The organism is Paenibacillus sp. J31R30 (assembly GCF_059692115.1).
Genome location: NZ_JCAUAV010000002.1, coordinates 218,004 through 235,402 on the forward strand (window position 1 = coordinate 218,004; position 17,399 = coordinate 235,402).

General features: G+C 44.5%; 18 protein-coding genes. 17 read left to right on the forward strand and 1 reads right to left on the reverse strand.

Going from position 1 to position 17,399, the window contains the following annotated elements; genetic code table 11:
• The first annotated feature begins 67 nt into the window (after positions 1-67).
• The 8 genes from AC58QO_RS06915 to AC58QO_RS06950 all read left to right on the forward strand — a co-directional run bounded on the left by AC58QO_RS06915 (position 68) and on the right by AC58QO_RS06950 (position 7,963).
• Positions 68-991 carry an ABC transporter permease gene (locus AC58QO_RS06915; protein ID WP_497264568.1) on the forward strand — a complete coding sequence of 308 codons (924 nt, stop codon included), beginning with the start codon at positions 68-70 and terminating at the stop codon, positions 989-991.
• Between the two features lie 12 nt (positions 992-1,003).
• Positions 1,004-1,894, forward strand: a complete 891-nt coding sequence (locus AC58QO_RS06920; RefSeq protein ID WP_497264569.1) for a carbohydrate ABC transporter permease — start codon at positions 1,004-1,006, stop codon at positions 1,892-1,894.
• Between the two features lie 80 nt (positions 1,895-1,974).
• Positions 1,975-3,567 (forward strand): extracellular solute-binding protein, encoded by a 1,593-nt coding sequence (locus AC58QO_RS06925; protein ID WP_497264570.1) that lies wholly within the window; start codon positions 1,975-1,977, stop codon positions 3,565-3,567.
• A 133-nt stretch (positions 3,568-3,700) separates the two neighbouring features.
• A complete protein-coding gene (locus AC58QO_RS06930; protein WP_497264571.1) occupies positions 3,701-4,141 on the forward strand; it encodes a MarR family winged helix-turn-helix transcriptional regulator in 441 nt (146 codons plus the stop codon).
• Positions 4,142-4,180: 39 nt separating this feature from the next.
• Positions 4,181-5,101, forward strand: coding sequence for an AEC family transporter (locus AC58QO_RS06935; RefSeq protein WP_497264572.1), 921 nt, complete (start codon positions 4,181-4,183; stop codon positions 5,099-5,101).
• Positions 5,102-5,198: 97 nt separating this feature from the next.
• The gene (locus tag AC58QO_RS06940; RefSeq protein WP_497264573.1) at positions 5,199-5,501 is read left to right on the forward strand and encodes a hypothetical protein; all 303 of its coding nucleotides are present in this window, start codon (positions 5,199-5,201) and stop codon (positions 5,499-5,501) included.
• Between the two features lie 35 nt (positions 5,502-5,536).
• Positions 5,537-5,905: a DUF423 domain-containing protein gene (locus AC58QO_RS06945; protein ID WP_497265437.1), complete on the forward strand. Its 369-nt coding sequence runs from the start codon at positions 5,537-5,539 to the stop codon at positions 5,903-5,905.
• Between the two features lie 198 nt (positions 5,906-6,103).
• Positions 6,104-7,963, forward strand: a complete 1,860-nt coding sequence (locus AC58QO_RS06950) for a putative bifunctional diguanylate cyclase/phosphodiesterase (RefSeq protein ID WP_497265438.1) — start codon at positions 6,104-6,106, stop codon at positions 7,961-7,963.
• Positions 7,964-8,005: 42 nt separating this feature from the next.
• Here the strand turns inward: AC58QO_RS06950 and AC58QO_RS06955 are convergent, their stop codons facing one another.
• On the reverse strand, positions 8,006-8,485 hold the full coding sequence (locus AC58QO_RS06955) for a hypothetical protein (RefSeq protein ID WP_497264574.1): 480 nt from the start codon (positions 8,483-8,485) through the stop codon (positions 8,006-8,008).
• A gap of 144 nt (positions 8,486-8,629) precedes the next feature.
• On the opposite strand from AC58QO_RS06955, the gene AC58QO_RS06960 reads away from it, so the two are divergent.
• From AC58QO_RS06960 to AC58QO_RS07000, 9 genes are all read left to right on the forward strand, one after another.
• Complete coding sequence (locus AC58QO_RS06960) at positions 8,630-8,860, forward strand: hypothetical protein (RefSeq protein WP_497264575.1); 231 nt, start codon at positions 8,630-8,632, stop codon at positions 8,858-8,860.
• Positions 8,861-9,294: 434 nt separating this feature from the next.
• Positions 9,295-9,597 (forward strand): YunC family protein, encoded by a 303-nt coding sequence (locus AC58QO_RS06965; RefSeq protein ID WP_056624253.1) that lies wholly within the window; start codon positions 9,295-9,297, stop codon positions 9,595-9,597.
• Positions 9,598-9,834: 237 nt separating this feature from the next.
• Positions 9,835-10,611 carry a basic amino acid ABC transporter substrate-binding protein gene (locus AC58QO_RS06970; protein WP_497265439.1) on the forward strand — a complete coding sequence of 259 codons (777 nt, stop codon included), beginning with the start codon at positions 9,835-9,837 and terminating at the stop codon, positions 10,609-10,611.
• 84 nt (positions 10,612-10,695) lie between these two features.
• On the forward strand, positions 10,696-11,343 hold the full coding sequence (locus tag AC58QO_RS06975) for an amino acid ABC transporter permease (protein ID WP_497264576.1): 648 nt from the start codon (positions 10,696-10,698) through the stop codon (positions 11,341-11,343).
• A gap of 12 nt (positions 11,344-11,355) precedes the next feature.
• Positions 11,356-12,078: an amino acid ABC transporter ATP-binding protein gene (locus AC58QO_RS06980; protein ID WP_497265440.1), complete on the forward strand. Its 723-nt coding sequence runs from the start codon at positions 11,356-11,358 to the stop codon at positions 12,076-12,078.
• Positions 12,079-12,204: 126 nt separating this feature from the next.
• Positions 12,205-13,950: a sensor histidine kinase gene (locus AC58QO_RS06985; RefSeq protein WP_497264577.1), complete on the forward strand. Its 1,746-nt coding sequence runs from the start codon at positions 12,205-12,207 to the stop codon at positions 13,948-13,950.
• Positions 13,951-13,956: 6 nt separating this feature from the next.
• Entirely contained in the window at positions 13,957-15,516 is a 1,560-nt protein-coding gene (locus AC58QO_RS06990) for a response regulator (protein ID WP_497264578.1), read from the forward strand.
• Between the two features lie 142 nt (positions 15,517-15,658).
• Positions 15,659-16,348 carry an ABC transporter ATP-binding protein gene (locus AC58QO_RS06995; protein ID WP_497265441.1) on the forward strand — a complete coding sequence of 230 codons (690 nt, stop codon included), beginning with the start codon at positions 15,659-15,661 and terminating at the stop codon, positions 16,346-16,348.
• Complete coding sequence (locus AC58QO_RS07000) at positions 16,338-17,372, forward strand: efflux RND transporter periplasmic adaptor subunit (RefSeq protein ID WP_497265442.1); 1,035 nt, start codon at positions 16,338-16,340, stop codon at positions 17,370-17,372. The genes AC58QO_RS06995 and AC58QO_RS07000 overlap by 11 nt, the downstream gene beginning before the upstream one ends.
• The last annotated feature ends 27 nt before the right edge of the window (positions 17,373-17,399 follow it).

The window sequence follows — 17,399 nt, forward strand, 5'->3', positions numbered from 1 at the left end:
TGTTTATAATTCGAGTATGGCAACCGACAAGCTAGACAGGACATATTAACGCAGGGAGGTTTACCGCATGATCCGGAAGAAAGGATTTTTCTATGAGTTAAACAAAAATAAATTGTTGTTTCTCATGATAGCGCCAACATTGATTTTCTTCTTTATTAATTCGTACGTACCGATGGTTGGGATCTACTTCGCATTCACTAGGTTTGACTTTAATGGGGGGCTTTTCGGAAGTCCATTTGTAGGATTGGAGAATTTTGAATTCTTATGGAAATCAGGTGTATTGTGGACACTGACACGCAATACCGTAGCTTACAACTTGGCATTTATTGTGTTCCTGAATGTGACAGCGATTTTCTGCGCCATCCTATTAAGTGAAATGACAGGAAAGTATTTCAAGAAAATTACGCAATCCGTGATGTTCTTACCTTATTTTATTTCATTTGTTCTATTGAATGCAATCGCTTACAACATGTTTAATTACGACACTGGATTTGTGAACGCAACGCTGAAATCTTGGGGCTCTACCCCCATTGATATTTATAACACACCGTCAGCATGGACGTTTTTACTTGTGATGTTCTATGTATGGAAAAATGTCGGATATACAATGGTTATCTATCTGGCAACGATTACAGGCATTAGTGATGAGTATTATGAAGCAGCTACAATCGATGGGGCCAATATTTTTGGGCGGATTTGGTACATTACAGTTCCGATGTTGAAGCCAACTTTCATTATATTGCTCTTATTTGCACTAGGCAGCATCATGAAGGGGCAATTCGATCTCTTCTATCAGCTGATTGGAAATAACGGCATCCTGTACAATGCAACGGATATCTTAGATACGTATGTGTTCCGCTCCTTGAAGGTGACTTTCGATATCGGGATGGCGACATCTGCTGGCTTGTATCAGTCCATCTTCGGTTTCGTACTAATCATGACCGTTAACTATCTGATCAAAAAATCAAATGAAGAGTATGCACTTTTCTAGGAGGTGACCCCCTTGCGAACCAGAGGAATTGATTCTGTCACATTTAATATCATTGCCTATCTCATCATTATTGCGATTTCCGTCGTTTGTATCTTTCCATTCCTGCTCATCATTTCTGGCTCGTTAACAGATAATGAATCCATTATACGAGAAGGGTATCACCTCATTCCGAATGACTTTTCATTAACAGCTTACAAAGCGGTACTTACGTATCCTGAAAAAGTACTGACAGCCTACGGCGTCACCATCTTCGTCACCGTGGTTGGAACGATTCTTGGATTGTTCATGATGACCATGGCCGGCTACGTGCTCCAGAGGAAAGATTTCAAATATCGCAATAAGCTTTCCTTCTATATTTACTTCACCACCCTGTTCGGTGGCGGTCTTGTCCCATGGTACATCATGATAACCAAATATCTTCAGTTGACAGATACCTACGCAGCACTGATTTTCCCAGGGCTTATGTCCCCCTTTCTTATTATATTAATGCGCAGCTTCATTAAGTCTTCGATTCCTGAAGAGCTTACCGAATGTTCTAAAATTGACGGCGCAAATGATTTTACGATTTATTATCGAGTCGTGCTGCCCCTGGCGATGCCTGGGATTGCCACAGTTGGATTATTCCTTGCCTTGCATTATTGGAATAGCTGGTTTTCGACATCGCTCTTTATTAATGATCAGAACAAATACGAGCTGCAGTATTTCTTGTACAACATCATCAACACAGCGGCAGCTGTTTCATCACTTGGCATTAGCACAGGTGCAACGATGAGTCAGGAAATACCAACGGAATCTACGAAACTAGCAATGGCAATTATCGTAACAGGTCCAATTCTATTCCTCTACCCATTCGTCCAACGATTCTTTGTAAAAGGCCTAACGATCGGCGCTGTTAAAGGTTAGAACTGAAACGGAACTATTCCGTCAGCTAACATAGATGGCTTTATCCATTTTAAATTTGCACAATTAAAGGGAGGATTTACATGAAAAGTAATGCGAAAAAGATGTACAGTGTGTCGATGGCAATTGCACTTGCCGGCTCCGTTGTTGCAGGATGCAGCAGTTCCACATCCACAAGTTCTCCCAGTCCTTCCGCAGCAGCAGAAGCAACGAAAGCACCAGAAGCTACAGTAGCAGCGTCAGCTAAGCCAGCAGGACTTGATACATCCAAGAAAGTGGAATTGCAATTTTACATGCTAGGGCCTGCACCGAAAGATCTTCCTGTCATTGAAGAGGAAATTAACAAGCTGGCTTTGAAGGATTTGAACGCGACAGTCAAATTCAACTTCACAACGTGGACGGATTGGGATCAAAAATATAAGCTTCTCCTATCATCCGGCCAAGCGGTGGATCTGATCTTCACGGCGGAGTGGACACAGTACCAGTCTTACGCGAAAAAAGGGGCCTTCCTGGCACTGGATGAGCTCCTCCCGAAAGCTGCCCCTAAATTAAATAGCTTCGTACCGAAGGATATGTGGGAAGCTGTCAAAATTGATGGCAAGATCTTCACCGTTCCTGCCACCTATAAAGAGTATGTAACGACTGGCTTCATCTGGCGTGAAGACCTCAGAGAGAAATTCAATTTGCCGAAGCCGGATTCCCTTGCTAATTTCGAAGCGTATCTAGCTGGAATCAAGAAAAATGTGCCTGATATGGTTCCATTGGCAGCGAACAGTGATGTAAAGGGCAGTCTTTCTGATCAATACAAAAACTTGACCATCGATCCCATTGGAGCTGTTCCTTACGGGTTGAACATTGGCTATAAAACACCATCGGAGGTTGGCTCTTACTGGGGCTCTCCAGAGCACTTGAATGAGCTGAAAACGATGAAGAAATGGCAGGATGCCGGCTACATTACAAAGAACGTCCTGAATACGAAGGATGCCATGACAGACCTGATCACAAGCGGTAAAGCAGCAGCGAACTTAGGCGATAATCCTACTCGTTTTAACGATCAAAAGTTGAAAATTGCTTCTACACACCCAGATTGGAAGCTTGAATACTACCCAGCACCTATGATCAAAGGCCATGCAGAGCCGGTTCACCCAATTCACAACGGCTTCGCGATTCCAAAAAGCAGCAAAAACGCTGAGCGCGCACTTGCGTTCTACGAAAAAATGGTAACTGACAAAACTTACAATCAATTGACTGAGTACGGTATCTTAGGCAAAAACTATACCGTTGATAATGGCTATTACACCATGATCGGTGACAGCAACAGCAACGGTTTCCCTAGAGAAGCTATGCAAGGCTGGGCTTGGAGAAATCCTGAGTTTATGTTGTTCGACAAAGGCTATGATGGCGTGAAAAAGATCTTCGCTGATCTGGATAAAATTGCGACACCTGATAAATACACAGGCTTTGCAGAAGACTACACAAGCTACCAAGCTGAAAGAGCGGCATTAGAGCAAGTGGAGAAACAATATCTGTATCCACTTGAAGCAGGTCTGGTTGCAGATGTTGAAGGCGGACTGAAAACATTCATGGAAAAAGCCAAAGTAGCAGGACTTGATAAAATTCAAGCTGAGTACAAGAAGCAGTGGCTGGAGTATGTGAAAAGTCAAAATATTAAATAAGTAAGCTTGCATAAGTGGAAGAGCGCCCGTTGGACGGGTGCTCTTTTCGCTTTGTATTGACAGTCGGGGGCTTTTTGTTTAAATTGGAAGCAAATCGATTGTTCACAATATGACGGAGGGACAGGAAACGACAATGAGCAGCAGTGAATTTTTGAAGCTGGAGAATCAGCTTTGTTTTAGCTTATATGCGAGCTCCAGAGCGATTACTCGCATGTATCGCCCTATGCTGGAAGAGCTTGGCATCACGTATCCGCAATATCTCGTTCTGCTTGTGCTCTGGGAACAAAAGGAAAGCACGGTTAAAGAGCTGAGTGACAAGCTTGATCTGGACTCAGGCACACTGACTCCGATGCTCAAACGGATGGAAGCGCAAAAGCTGCTTGTTCGGAACCGTTCGCAGGAAGATGAGCGGGTTGTACTGATCCGCATCACCGAGGCGGGTCTAGCACTTTACGAGCAGGCGCTCTGCATTCCACAGACCCTATTTGTTTCAAGTGGATTATCGCCAGAGGAAATTGTGAATTTCAATGCGCAATTGAAACGAATTATTACTAGCGTGAATGCCTCAATGTAAGGAGCATCATGGGGATTCTCGAGGAATTGAGGCTTGGAAATGAATTATTTCGTTTATATTCTTATCAATAATATTGTTCCAATTTGTATTATGATCGCGATTGGCGTGACCATGTATCGCGCCTTTCGCATTGATATTCGAACCCTATCGAAGTTGAATTTCTATGTGTTCTCGCCTGCGCTTGTTTTTGTAAAGCTCTATGAGTCCGAAATGAGTCTCTCCATACTGATGCAAGTGCTCTTATTTTTTGTCATTTTCTTCAGTCTGCTATTTGCCATAATCGAAGCGATCATTCGTATACAGAAGCTGCAGCGCGGCATGCGGATCGCCATGCGGAATAGTGTTATTTTCTATAATAGTGCGAACTATGCGCTCCCGCTGAATCAAACCGTTTTCGGCGGTAATGCTTACACATTAGCAATCCAAATGGTTATTATGGTTATGCAATCGCTCATCCCGAATACCTACGGTATTTACACCTTAAATGCACACAAAGCCACTTGGAAAGCGACGATGAAAACGATACTTTCATTACCCGTCATTTATGCGATTCCGATAGCCCTGTTGCTGCGATACTACCATGTGCCGGTGCCTTCCTCGATCCATATTCCTTTGACCTACATAGCGAATGCCTTTATGGCTACCGCATTGCTAACATTAGGTGTGCAGCTGGGCGCAATGAAGTGGGAATTTCACTTCTCGAATGTGCTGCTGTCGAATATGCTGCGCTTGGCGATTGGGCCGCTGCTAGGTTTCTTCGTTGTTTGGATGCTGGGGATCGAAGGCTTGACGGCGAAAGCGTTGATTCTGTCCTGCGCAGTGCCAACATCACTGAGCAGTGTGCTTCTTGCCATTGAATATGAGAATGAGGCGGAGTTTTCGTCACAGGCTGTCTTTACTTCGACATTGTTTAGCATGTTCACGATCCCAATTGTCATATATTTGTTGGATTTTATTTGAAGATTCTAGGGTATGATGAAACTAGCAGGAATATCGACAATTTTCGGCGAATGGGTACTTATACCTAATTTTATCCAATTCAAGGGGGATACATGCCATGCGCTATGAATTTTGCCAGTATGTTACGATTGTCGATATGAATGAAGAGATTTTGTCTGAGGTACTCTTTGAACATGGAGTGTACGAGTCTAATGCAGTTGCTATTGGTTCCTCTGTACTCATTCATCAGTTGGGGTTGAGGCAGTTCGATGTCGTCTATGACAAGCGTGAAGGCAAGACGATTCGTTATAAAATTGAAGATATCGAAGTTAATTTAATTGAGCAGCCAACGGTAACGCGTGTTTTCTTGGAGCCTGTTCAATTGATTGTAGGCCAACATGATATTGGAGATTTCGAATAATCATTTTTTGTTAGGAAAGGAAATAAAGTCTTATGATGAAATTGTTTATGCTGATTGGAAGCTTAAATGCCTTCCTTTCAGTTGCATTAGGTGCGTTTGGTGCCCACTATTTAAAAACGAAAATTCCCGATAAGATCGATGTCTTTCAAACAGGCGTTCATTATCACATGATTCATGCGGTTGCCTTACTCGTGATCGCGCTGCTGTCGGACAAGCTGGGAAATACTTCATTGGTGAATGCCTCTGGTTGGGCAATCTTCATCGGAATTATCTTGTTCTCAGGTAGTCTATATGCGCTAAGCTTGACAGGACTTAAGGTCTTTGGACCTATTACACCGCTAGGCGGATTGAGCTTCCTAGTAGGCTGGATCCTGCTTGCCCTAGCTGCGCTCAAAATAAGATAGGACAAAGAGCCGGAGAAATCTGGCTCTTTTTCGTATTTTATGGCAGGTTAGCAGGAAATGGCATAACCTTTGTAGAAAGAGAACAAGGAATGGTAATGAGACCGTGATAAACGAACTACTTCTGGGAGCAAGATCGGAGATCAATGAAATGCTTCCCTAACGAAGATTAAACAATATAAGGAGGCCAATTTCGTGAAAATGCGGCTCTATATTGGCGTATATGTCGTCGCCGCCATATTCGTTAGCCTATTTGTAAAGCCGTATGCCCCATGGATTTGTCTCTTTGGCGCACTTGCACTGCTTTACCTGCTGCGTGCTAAAAGGATGTCGCGGCAACAACCTACTCCCAAGGAACTGCCAAGGGATCATGCCTATCTGAGTGTGTTGGATTCCCTTTTTGAACATAATCCGAATGCGATCGGTATCTTCAATGATGATGGCAAATTCATTCGTATGAATCAAGCGGCGGAATCCATTCTGGGCTATACGGCCACTGAGCTCATGCATCAACCCTTTACGAACATTGTCACGGAAGAACAGTTGAAGCGTACAGAGTGGCAATTACAGCAAAGCCATAATGGGATCCCCTATACCTTTGAGACTTCTGTGCATCATCAGCGTGGTTATCGTGTAGATTTGCATGTAACAGCTGTTCCTGTTGATATCCAGCACCATACCAAAGGAAGCATTCTGATCTGCCAAGATGTAACAGAGCGTAAGCGTGGCGACGAGCAAGTCCGTTATATGGCTTATTACGATGACATGACTGGACTTCCGAATCGGCGGCTATTTAAAGATCATCTGAATGAGCGACTGCGTGCAATCAAAGCGGATGGGCATAACGTCGCGGTGTTTTATTTGGATATTGACCGATTTAAGCTCGTAAATGATAGCTTCGGACATGACTATGGGAACATGCTGCTGCTTCAACTAGCCGAGCGTTTCACACGGTGCATAACCGCGGAGGATTTCCTAGCGCGCACGGAAGGTGACGAGTTTGCCTTTTTCTATTCGAATGTTGAAGATGTGAATGATGTTATGACCGTCATTGCGGAGATCAACCGTGTATTGGAGAAGCCGTTCCTCCTAGAGCAGTATGAGCTTCATGTCACAGCTAGCATTGGCGTCGCGATTTCCTCAGAAGACACGGATGATGCGGATATGCTGATGAAATATGCGGATATTGCACTGGCAAGGGCCAAAGAGAAGGGCAGAAACGATTTTCAGATTTTCAATACAGATATGAAATCCGTGTCCATTGATCGGTTGAGGCTGGAGAATGAGCTGCGAAGAGCGCTAGTCAATGATGAATTCGTGCTGTACTACCAGCCTCAGGTGGATATTGAATCAGGGCGCATTGTTGGGGTAGAAGCCTTAATTCGGTGGAAGCATCCGGAAAAGGGCATGGTTATGCCCAATCATTTTATCCCTTTAGCGGAAGAAAGTGGCTTGATTGTTCCTATCGGTGAATGGGTGCTACGCGCGGCTTGTAAGCAGAATAAGAAATGGCAGTCAGAAGGGTATTCCCCTATGCCCATCTCGGTGAATTTATCGATGCGACAATTTTTCCAGCATAATCTGAAAGGGAAGATCAGTCATGTTTTAGAGCAAACAGGGCTGGACCCGCAATATTTGGAGCTGGAAATTACCGAAAGTATGACGATGGATGTTGATCATGCGATACAATCATTGCTTGAATTGAAAGAACTTGGTGTCAATGTGAGCATCGATGATTTCGGGACGGGTTACAGCTCACTGTACTATTTGAAGAAATTTCCGATTGATAAGCTGAAAATTGACCGGTCCTTCGTGCGCGATATTATGGTGGATCCGAATGACGCGGCCATTGTTGCGACGATTATTGCCATGACGCACCATTTGAATTTGAAGGTCATTGCCGAAGGTGTAGAGACAGAAGATCAATTGAAATTCTTGTATCAAAACCGATGCAACGAGGTTCAGGGCTATTGGTTCAGCCCTCCTGTGGATAGCATGGAGCTTGAACAGATGCTGAGAAATGGCATTTCAGTCACGACACCTGCAGCGTCAGGTGAATAGAAAAAGGTACCCTTGCTGGTGGTCAGCGAAGGTACCTTTTTGTCAATTTGTTGTGACATAATCATCAATTTCGTTCAGCTTGAACAGATATACCTTCTTCTCATCAACATGGTAGACGGTAACATTCTGGCTGCTTGTGTCAAAATTAAGGATGCGACAAGGGAGATTCAGCTTAATACCTTGCGCTTTGATCACCGTCAAACGGATCAAGGTATTATTGGCTTTGAATTTCTCTAACTGTTCAACAATATGCAGGGCTGCTGCTGAATCCGTTGATTTCCCTGCTTGTGACGGCGTAGGAGCAGTTGGCTTTTTATTTGAATGAAGGGAAGCTGGGCTTCCTTGTTTCGTGTTCAGTTCAATGAGTTGACCAAGCTGAATACCCTTAAGTATTTGATAATCTTTAACGCTATCCACATTTAATAAATGAAGGAGCTTTTCCATTGCTTGGCCATTTGTGTCTTCTTCAATTAATATCTCTACGGTGAATAAATGTCCATTCTTATTCCGCTGGTTCATCATAGCCTCCTTGCTGCACTGAAATCGCACTCATCCTAACTATATCATGATATTCTAACCAAATGTAGCTTCCTTTTGATAAATAGCTAACATTCACCAACCCGATAGGTAATATTTGTATTGCCTACTATACACTGGAGAAGTACTATGGATCTAATGAACGCTCTAGTTGGATGTGGAGGAGGAACAGATTTGGATGAATTTGCAGCGAGAGAAGATTTGAGATTAAAGTTAATTGAGGCAGAAGCCATTCTCAAAGAAGCCGAGGAAGAATATGATTTATATGTAAGTCAATTAAAGAAATACGAAGTTATGATCAAGGAACAGAAAGAAAAAATTCGGATGATTAAAGCAACATCAAGCCTACACCTCCAATAAATGTGAAATAGACATAGAATGAAGGAAGGTAGAGTTTATGAAATGGATCGTACTCGTTATTATCCTATTTGGTATCCTTCTTTTGGGTTATACAATTATTTTGAAAATGAGAGACCGGGTTGAGACAACTAAGGTGATTAGAATGTCTTTGCAGGGTAAAAAACCGATGAGGATCAACAAGCAAATGTGTTCCTTTTGTCGGAAGAAGGAGAAGAAACTGTCCTTCTACTCAGATGAACAAGGGAGAGTCGTTGGCGTTTGTAAGGTATGTAAACCACAAGCGGAGCGGAGAGCTTTAATGAGGTTGTAAGTTATCAGGAATGCCCTTTAACTACAAAATGGAAAATTACACAGAATCTTTACAGTGTCCTCACACCGTACTAGCCGCAGGCGCATATACTACCGTAAGACTGCGAAGAGGAGCTGTGCAGAGCATGATGCGCGTAGAACCCATTCTTCTTGAAGGACATACAGCAATCGCGATAGAGGTTAAATTGCCCAAGACGACCTTGCTAGTTGTGACAACGGATAAAGGTTATATAATGTGTGGCGCCCTCGATGTGGCGCTGCTCAACGAGCGATTAAGTGACAGGAATATTGTAGCGGCACGAGCCACTGGGGTTCGAACGATCGAGGAGCTCCTGGAAGCACCGCTTGAGTCAGTAACCTATACGGCGGAAGACCTTGGCATTGTAGCCGGGATGACGGGTAGAGAAGCTATTTTGAAAATGATGTAAATCAGCTGAATTGGCAAATTGAAACGCTAGGGTCTTAGGACCTTGGCGTTTTTTAATGATGCAATTGAACAAAAAACCATAGCCTAGTAGTGCATGAGACTAAAATTGTATAAAAGTTCACACTTCCTGCAATTTCCTTGGCTATTTTACCAATAAAAGAGTTGTTATTTATTTAACCAAGTGTTAATATATGATTCGTCCATTACATAGAACGGGGGAATAAAAGTGAAAAAGTTAATGATTTCTGTCGTAGCAGCAGCTTTGGTTTTGACAATCGCAGGGTGTGGGTCAAAAGACAGCGGTGGAACAAAAATTAAATTTGCAACAGATGCAGCCTATGCACCGATGGAATATATGGATAAAGACAAGGTGGCTGGTTTCGATATCGACTTCCTTGCTGAAGTGATGAAAGAAGCAGGTCTTTCTTACAGTGTTACTAACACTGGCTGGGACACGATGTTGACAAGTGTTCAACAAGGTAAAGAGTACCAAGCTGGGATTTCTAGCGTATCGATTACAGATGAGCGTAAACAAACATATGACTATTCCGCTCCTTACTTTGAGTCAACGAACATGATTCTTGTTAAAGAAGGCAGCCCGATCAAAAGTGCAGTCGATTTGAAAGACAAGAAAGTAGCAGTTCAAATTTCTACAACAGCGGATACGCTTATGACGAAAATCATGGGTGGCGATAACAAGTCCCTGAAACGTATGGATAACAACACACTTGCGCTTATGGAACTTGAGAATAACGGTGTAGACGCAGTTGTTGCGGATATTGCTATTATTCGTGAGTATGTTAAAAACAATCCTAACAAAAAATTCGTTTCGATTGCGGATGCGAAGAATTTTGAATCCGAGTACTACGGCATCTTGCTTCCAAAAGGCAGTGACCTTAAAGCAAAACTTGATCCAGCGATCAAGAAAGTAATCGAGAACGGTAAATACGCGACTGTGTACAAAAAATGGTTCGGTCAAGAGCCAGATACGAAGAAGTTGCTCGACCAAAAATAAAAAGTTCAAAAGCATGCGTGACTTAACCTAACGCATGCTTTTCTTCTGTGAGTAGCAGAATAAACGATAGAAAGGAAGTGTGGAATGGATTTTCGTTTTGATATCATTCTTGATTATGTCCCCTTGCTGCTCAAAGGCACGCTATGGACGATTGGTATTTCCATTCTCTCCATCTGTTTTGGTTCCGTATTGGGGCTGGCAGTTGGTTTAGGCAAAATGTCACACCGCGGCTATCTGAGATGGCCAACTAGTATTTACGTTAACTTTTTCCGCGGCACACCGTTGCTGGTTCAAATATTGCTTGTCCACTTTGGTGTTGTACCCTTATTCATAGGCTCTACGAACCCGATCATTGCATCGATTGTTGCCTTGTCCTTAAATTCAGCGGGTTATATGGCTGAGATTTTCCGTGCAGGGATTCAATCCATTGATAAAGGGCAAACTGAAGCCGCACATTCATTAGGAATGACACATTTCCAAACGATGAAATCCGTTATTTTACCGCAAGCGATTAAACGAATGATTCCGCCATTTGGTAATGAGTTTATCGTTTTGATCAAGGATTCCTCGTTATTTGCGATCATTGCTGCACCTGAACTTATGTATTGGTCCAATGCAATGCGCAGCCAATATTTCAAAGTTTGGGAGCCCTATTTAACTGCGGCACTTATTTATTTCATTCTTACCTACTCTCTTAGCAAGCTTCTTGGCTATATCGAAAGGAGAGTATAACGGATGACAGCTTTGATTGAAGTAAAGAATTTGAAAAAAGCGTTCGGAAATAATGTTGTTCTGCGTGACATCAGCACGGAGATTAAGCATCAAGAGGTATTGGTTGTGATTGGACCTTCAGGTTCAGGGAAATCCACCTTCCTCAGATGTTTGAACCTTTTGGAACAGCCTGATGGCGGTACCATCACGATTGATGGCCGTAATCTCATGGATCCTACGAATAAAATTAATGAGATCCGCATGGATTTGGGCATGGTCTTCCAGCGGTTTCACTTATTCCCGCATATGAAGGTTATTGATAATATTATGCTTGCGCCAATCCAAGTACGGAAATGGCCGGAGGATAAAGCACGGAAGAAAGCCTTGGAGCTGTTAGCTAAGGTAGGTCTTGCAGATAAAGCTGATGCACTTCCGGACTCCTTATCTGGTGGTCAGGCGCAGCGTGTTGCGATTGCACGAGCACTTGCCATGGAGCCGAAGATTATGCTGTTCGATGAGCCAACCTCAGCGCTTGATCCAGAAATGGTCGGTGAAGTGCTGAACGTCATGAAGCAATTGGCTAAAGAAGGCATGACGATGGTTGTCGTTACGCATGAAATGGGCTTTGCACGTGAAGTTGGTGATCGCGTCATGTTCATGGAGCAAGGTGTTATTGTGGAAGAAGGCAAGCCGCATCAAATTTTTGAGGCGCCGACCCAGGAACGTACGAAATCATTTTTGTCTAAAGTGCTATAGAGCTATCCCGGATAGAGTCGCTTAACGCGGCTCTATTTTTTTTGCCAAAAAAATGAGATGGAAAAAATTCCAATATGCTATGATGGAGGTTAAGTTAATTAATCTATTCGAAACGAAAGGTGACGTATGCCATCGTTGTTTGCTCATCTCATTAACCGATCCCAACTGCGTGTGTTCCTGTATATACTCTTGGCGATTACCTTGCCTTTATTCCTTTTGCTTTATGTTGGCAATCAGCAGTTCTCATCGTACATGGAGAAAACAATGACGAATACCGTGGATCAGCAACACGATCAAATCATCAATGGATTCCAACAGGAGTTACGTTTTATTGCCGAAATGACACATCGAGACGCAACAGATTATGGCCTCATTTCATTGGCTAAACTCAAAGATTCATCTTCACAGACTGCCAAAGAACTAACGAATTATGCGAATAGCTTATTAACGGAGCAAACGTTTCAAAATCGTTATATTGAGCAGGTTTGTCTGACAATTCGAGCATCCAATCGAACGTTATGTGCGCATAGCGGGGAAGCCGAAGGGTCGTTAGCTTCTCGAGTGGAAGGTATGAATAAACGTTTTGAGCCTTTAGGAGAAGCGTCCAGTCGTAATAATGCCTATCTGATGACATATTCGGAGTCCATTATTGACAGTTTAAGTACGCAGGAACTCGGTAAAGTTACCATTTGGATACATATGAACAAGTTATGGAAGGAGTTCAGCAGGAAGAGCTCTCCTCATACCTATATGTTGATGGATTCGGATAAGCGGGTGCTTTATCGAGATGGCGTCTACTCAGGGGAATTGCATGGAGTCCTCCAAGGAACCAGCAGCATCCGAAAGAATGGAACGATGATGGATTCTGTGAAACAGGTAGAGGTCATTGGAGGAGTCACGTGGCTGTCATATTATGAAGCTCCTCTGTCCTTACATAGCGTGGACGTATTTCCAACATACCGTGCTTGGCTTATCGCACTATTCACTTTAGTTATTGCGCTTAGCCTAGGGGGGCTATTGCTCTTTATCGGATCGGTGACGAAACCGCTTTATGTCTTGAAAGCATTAATGAATCGAGCGGAGCGTGGCGATCTGAGAGCCTATTGGACCTTCAAAAGCTCGAACGAGTGGATGCAAATAGGCCAAAGCTATAATCAGATGCTGAATCGATTGGAAGATCTCATTAAACAAGTGAAGCGGGAAGAATCTCTGAAGAAAGAAGCTGAAATGGAAGCGCTCCACTATCAGTTGAATCCGCATTTCCTCTACAACACATTGAATACGATAAAATGGGTGGCCAAAATTCATAAGACACCTCAGATTTCAGAGGTTGTTAGTGCGTTAGTACGTCTTTTACAAGCTAGCCTAGGTAAAAAGGGTGATTTTATCACATTGCGTGATGAAATTGGTCTGACCCATGATTATATGGAAATTCAAAGGTTTCGATATGGGGATCGTATTCAAATCGTAACTCATGTGGATGAGATTACTTTAGGTTGTTTAGTTCCGCGGATGCTCCTACAGCCGCTTGTGGAGAACGCGATTATTCACGGCATTGGGCCAACGAAGCGTGAAGGTATCATTACGATCCGGACATGGTTAGATCGGGACCTCTTATTTTGCCAGGTAGAAGATAATGGCATTGGCATGCAGGTAGAAGAGGGCAGCTCAGGCTGGCAAGCCATGCAAGCAGCAGGAGGAGCGCAAGCTGATCGTATGCTGAAGGAGCGTATGAGCGGTGTTGGTATTGCACATATTCGAGAGAAAATTAAGCTGATCTATGGGCCTGAGTTCAAGATGCATATTAGCAGTAAACCTGGTGAAGGAACCACGATAAGGATGTTTCTTCCCATCCATCAGGGCGAGGAGTGAAGGTAGATGAATGTGCTTGTTGTGGATGATGAACCTATCATTCGGCAAGGGTTACGAGAGTTGGTGGATTGGGAGCTGCATGGCTTCACCTATGCGGGTGATGCAGAGGATGGCTATGAGGCTTATGAGCGACTAGAAGATCTGAATATCGACATTGTAATCACCGACCTCATTATGCCGCGAATGGATGGTTTAGCTTTAATACGTAAGCTAAAAGATAGTCCAAGATCGATAAGTAGCGTCGTACTGAGCTGTATGGATGATTTCACCTATGTGAAAGAAGCGATGAAGCTAGGCGCCAAGGATTATATTCTAAAACCAACAATGGAGCCGGAGTCATTAATAGACATTCTGCTCAGCGTGAAGCGAGATCTCGAAATTCACCGGAATGTGCAAAAGGAACAAGGAATTCGAGAGCGTGAACTGGCATCGACGCTCCAGATGCAGCTCTCGACCCGATTGCAGGCGTATCTGCAAGCGGGTGTTGGTGAAGCTGAGCTGCAGGCAGAGCTGTTTGGTGCTGGAGCAGGCAGCACAGGGGAAGAGACACCCAGCAGCCTAGTCAGCCTGCTGCTGCACACCGGGTCCAGCGCCGCTGCCGCAGGCTGGCACTGGACCGGCTGCCTCGCGGCGCTGCCGCTTGCCGAAGGCAGCGTGCTGCTGCTCATGCCGGCAGCAGCTACAGACGCCCTCGCCGCTGCGGCTGCGCTGGAGCGCGCGGCGCAAGTCCGGCTCGCAGACGCGCCGGACTGGTTCATCGGAGCCGGCGTCGTCCTTCGCCGGCTCCAAGATGTGCAGCCTGCTGCGGCACTTCACGCGCAGCAGCTGCATGAGCGATTCTACGGCGTGAGCCGGAATCGCCGAATCGTGCTTGCGCCTGAGGCTGCAAGCACGCAGAACCTACCGCTGCCGTATGACATACGCAGCGACCTGCTGCGCTGTATCGTGCACGATAACAGCGAGGGGTATCTGTATCATGCGGAAGTCCTTTGCGCCAGATTACGAGAGCAACGACACGAGAAGGATAAGGTGTTGTCCTTTATGCAAGAGCTGCTTGCGCTAGCCGCTGGTTATGCGCGTGAACGCGGCTACGCGGGGCTTGAAAGCTATGAAGAGCTGTTCGTCCATAGCAAAGCACTTCATCATTGCGCAAGCTATGAACAAGTGACGGAGCTTCTTCTGCAAGCGATGAGTATGCTCAGTGAGCATCAGCAATCTCTCGGTGGTCAAGATCAGAAACATCGCTCTAACAATCCCTTTATCCGCAAAGTTCTGACCTATATGCAAGAGAATTATGCATCACCGATCAGTACCTCGGACATGGCAGATCATGTTAGACTCAGCCGCAGCTATTTAAGCGATTTATATAGCAAAGAAATGGGAGAGTCTCTGAGTGAAACGCTGACTCGCATCCGTATGGAGGAAGCGAAGCGGAGACTGCGAACGGGAGAAATGAAGGTATATGAAGTGGCGGATGCAGTAGGGTTTCCCGATGCCAAAACGTTTGCGAAGACGTTCAAGCGCGTTGTTGGTTGCTCGCCGAAAGAGTTCGAGAGGCCTAATTAGGCTTCTCTTCCTTACTAATTGTTGAAACCGAACAAACAGACACCTTTTCCAACAAAGGTGGTCTGTTTATTTATCATGTAAAGGTTTACATTTAAAGAGAAGATGCAGGATTAGCGTAAAGATGAGGTGAAAAACTTTGACTATGCATGAGGTTCAAGTGCCCATGGTGCAAGCCATTGGTGTCACACGTGTATTTGGGAAAGGGACAGGGGCTGTTCACGCCTTGCGTGGAGCGAATCTCTCCATTCCCAGAGGCAGATTAGTGGCATTGCGCGGAAGGTCTGGTTCTGGTAAAACAACCCTGCTGAACATTATAGGTGCCTTGGACCATCCATCGGAAGGTGCCGTTTACCTGGATGGGATGGAGATCAGCACGCTCTCTGAGTCCAAGCGTAATGAACTCAGACGGAAGCAGATTGGTCTGATCTTCCAATCGTTTGCTTTAGTGCCGTATATGTCCGCTTACGAAAATGTAGAGTTCGGATTGCGAATTTCGGGCATTCATCCCAGTCAATATAAAGCGTTAGCAGAAGAAGCACTGCATTTCGTAGGCTTGAAGTCGAGAATGAAGCATCGCCCTTATGAGCTTTCTGGCGGAGAACAACAGCGCGTTGCGATTGCAAGAGCGATTGCACATAAGCCGAAGCTGATATTGGCGGATGAACCTACGGCGGAGCTAGATAGTCGAATGGGGCTTCAGATCCTCAAATTATTCAAGGATTTGGTGCAAGAAGGCATGACCATTATTTTGACTACGCATGATTTGGCGATCATGGAAATTGTAGATGAAGTCTATGCATTGGAGGATGGTTCCATTGTCGATGAAGGTTAATCAAATCGCTTCAAAGCTTGTGCTTATTACCGGCGCCATTTTCATACTTGCTGGCTGCTCGTTGCTGCCGAAGGAAGAAGAAGCGCTGAAGCCGCCTTTAATTAAACCAGTCAAAGAAAATTTTGAGCTCTATGAAGTGAAAAAGGGCACGATTACGAGGAAGGTCAGTGCGGTTGCGACGTTTAAGTCGAGTAAAACAACCAGTTATTATTTTAAAGAAGCAGGTCATCGTCTAGCTGGCATACGTGTCAAGTCTGGCGATCTCGTGAAGCAGGGTGATGTGCTGGCTGAATTGGAAAAGGGAGATTTAGAAACGAGGATTGCGCTTCAGAAATTAAATCTGGAGAAAGCTCAGATCGCAAGCTTGCAAGTAAAGACGACTTCCCCAGATCAAGAGCTAGCGATTCGTCTTAAAGCCATAGATGTAGAGGCAGCCCAACTGCAATTGGCAACGCTCCAAGCTGAATTGGCGAGAACGAGAATAACCGCTGATGCTGGTGGGGTAGTCACCTATGTCTCGGATGTTCAAGAGGGGAAGATCGTGGATGCCTTCAGTTCGCTTGTCGTTGTGTCTGACCCTACCAAGCTGCAGCTAGTTTATGAATCATCAGATAGTGGAACGCTTTCGGGTGTTGAGGTTGGCATGAATGTTGATGTAAAGTTCAGTTCCAAAGGAAATATCATTAAAGGCAAAGTGCTGCAAACCCCATCCAGCGCTCCTCCATCCGATAATAAAGCGCAAGCTGAACGAAATGCCAAAACGATAATCGTAGGGATTCCTGAGGGTGCGGAAGGGGCAGAAATCGGTGCTTCTGGCGATATGACGATAAACGTTGAAACGCGAGAAAATGTCATTGTCATACCGAGAACTGGTCTGCGTTCGTATCTTGGCCGAGATTATGTGCAAGTGCTGAATGGTGAAAGCCGCAAAGAAGTCGATGTTGAGAAAGGGCTTGTCACAGCTACAGAAGTAGAAATTCGAACGGGGCTTGCAGAGGGCCAGAATGTCATTTTAAATAATTAGCACGCTTTAAAGCTTATGCTTACGATG

Excerpts from the sequence above, each read along its gene's own strand:
- AC58QO_RS06915 (WP_497264568.1), top strand. The coding sequence starts at position 68 with ATGATCCGGAAGAAAGGATTTTTCTATGAGTTAAACAAAAATAAATTG.
- AC58QO_RS06925 (WP_497264570.1), top strand. The coding sequence starts at position 1,975 with ATGAAAAGTAATGCGAAAAAGATGTACAGTGTGTCGATGGCAATTGCA.
- AC58QO_RS06930 (WP_497264571.1), top strand. The coding sequence starts at position 3,701 with ATGAGCAGCAGTGAATTTTTGAAGCTGGAGAATCAGCTTTGTTTTAGC.
- AC58QO_RS06935 (WP_497264572.1), top strand. The coding sequence starts at position 4,181 with ATGAATTATTTCGTTTATATTCTTATCAATAATATTGTTCCAATTTGT.
- AC58QO_RS06940 (WP_497264573.1), top strand. The coding sequence starts at position 5,199 with ATGCGCTATGAATTTTGCCAGTATGTTACGATTGTCGATATGAATGAA.
- AC58QO_RS06945 (WP_497265437.1), top strand. The coding sequence starts at position 5,537 with ATGAAATTGTTTATGCTGATTGGAAGCTTAAATGCCTTCCTTTCAGTT.
- AC58QO_RS06950 (WP_497265438.1), top strand. The coding sequence starts at position 6,104 with ATGCGGCTCTATATTGGCGTATATGTCGTCGCCGCCATATTCGTTAGC.
- AC58QO_RS06955 (WP_497264574.1), bottom strand. The coding sequence starts at position 8,485 with ATGATGAACCAGCGGAATAAGAATGGACATTTATTCACCGTAGAGATA.
- AC58QO_RS06960 (WP_497264575.1), top strand. The coding sequence starts at position 8,630 with ATGGATCTAATGAACGCTCTAGTTGGATGTGGAGGAGGAACAGATTTG.
- AC58QO_RS06965 (WP_056624253.1), top strand. The coding sequence starts at position 9,295 with ATGATGCGCGTAGAACCCATTCTTCTTGAAGGACATACAGCAATCGCG.
- AC58QO_RS06970 (WP_497265439.1), top strand. The coding sequence starts at position 9,835 with ATGATTTCTGTCGTAGCAGCAGCTTTGGTTTTGACAATCGCAGGGTGT.
- AC58QO_RS06975 (WP_497264576.1), top strand. The coding sequence starts at position 10,696 with ATGGATTTTCGTTTTGATATCATTCTTGATTATGTCCCCTTGCTGCTC.
- AC58QO_RS06985 (WP_497264577.1), top strand. The coding sequence starts at position 12,205 with ATGCCATCGTTGTTTGCTCATCTCATTAACCGATCCCAACTGCGTGTG.
- AC58QO_RS06990 (WP_497264578.1), top strand. The coding sequence starts at position 13,957 with ATGAATGTGCTTGTTGTGGATGATGAACCTATCATTCGGCAAGGGTTA.
- AC58QO_RS06995 (WP_497265441.1), top strand. The coding sequence starts at position 15,659 with ATGCATGAGGTTCAAGTGCCCATGGTGCAAGCCATTGGTGTCACACGT.
- AC58QO_RS07000 (WP_497265442.1), top strand. The coding sequence starts at position 16,338 with ATGAAGGTTAATCAAATCGCTTCAAAGCTTGTGCTTATTACCGGCGCC.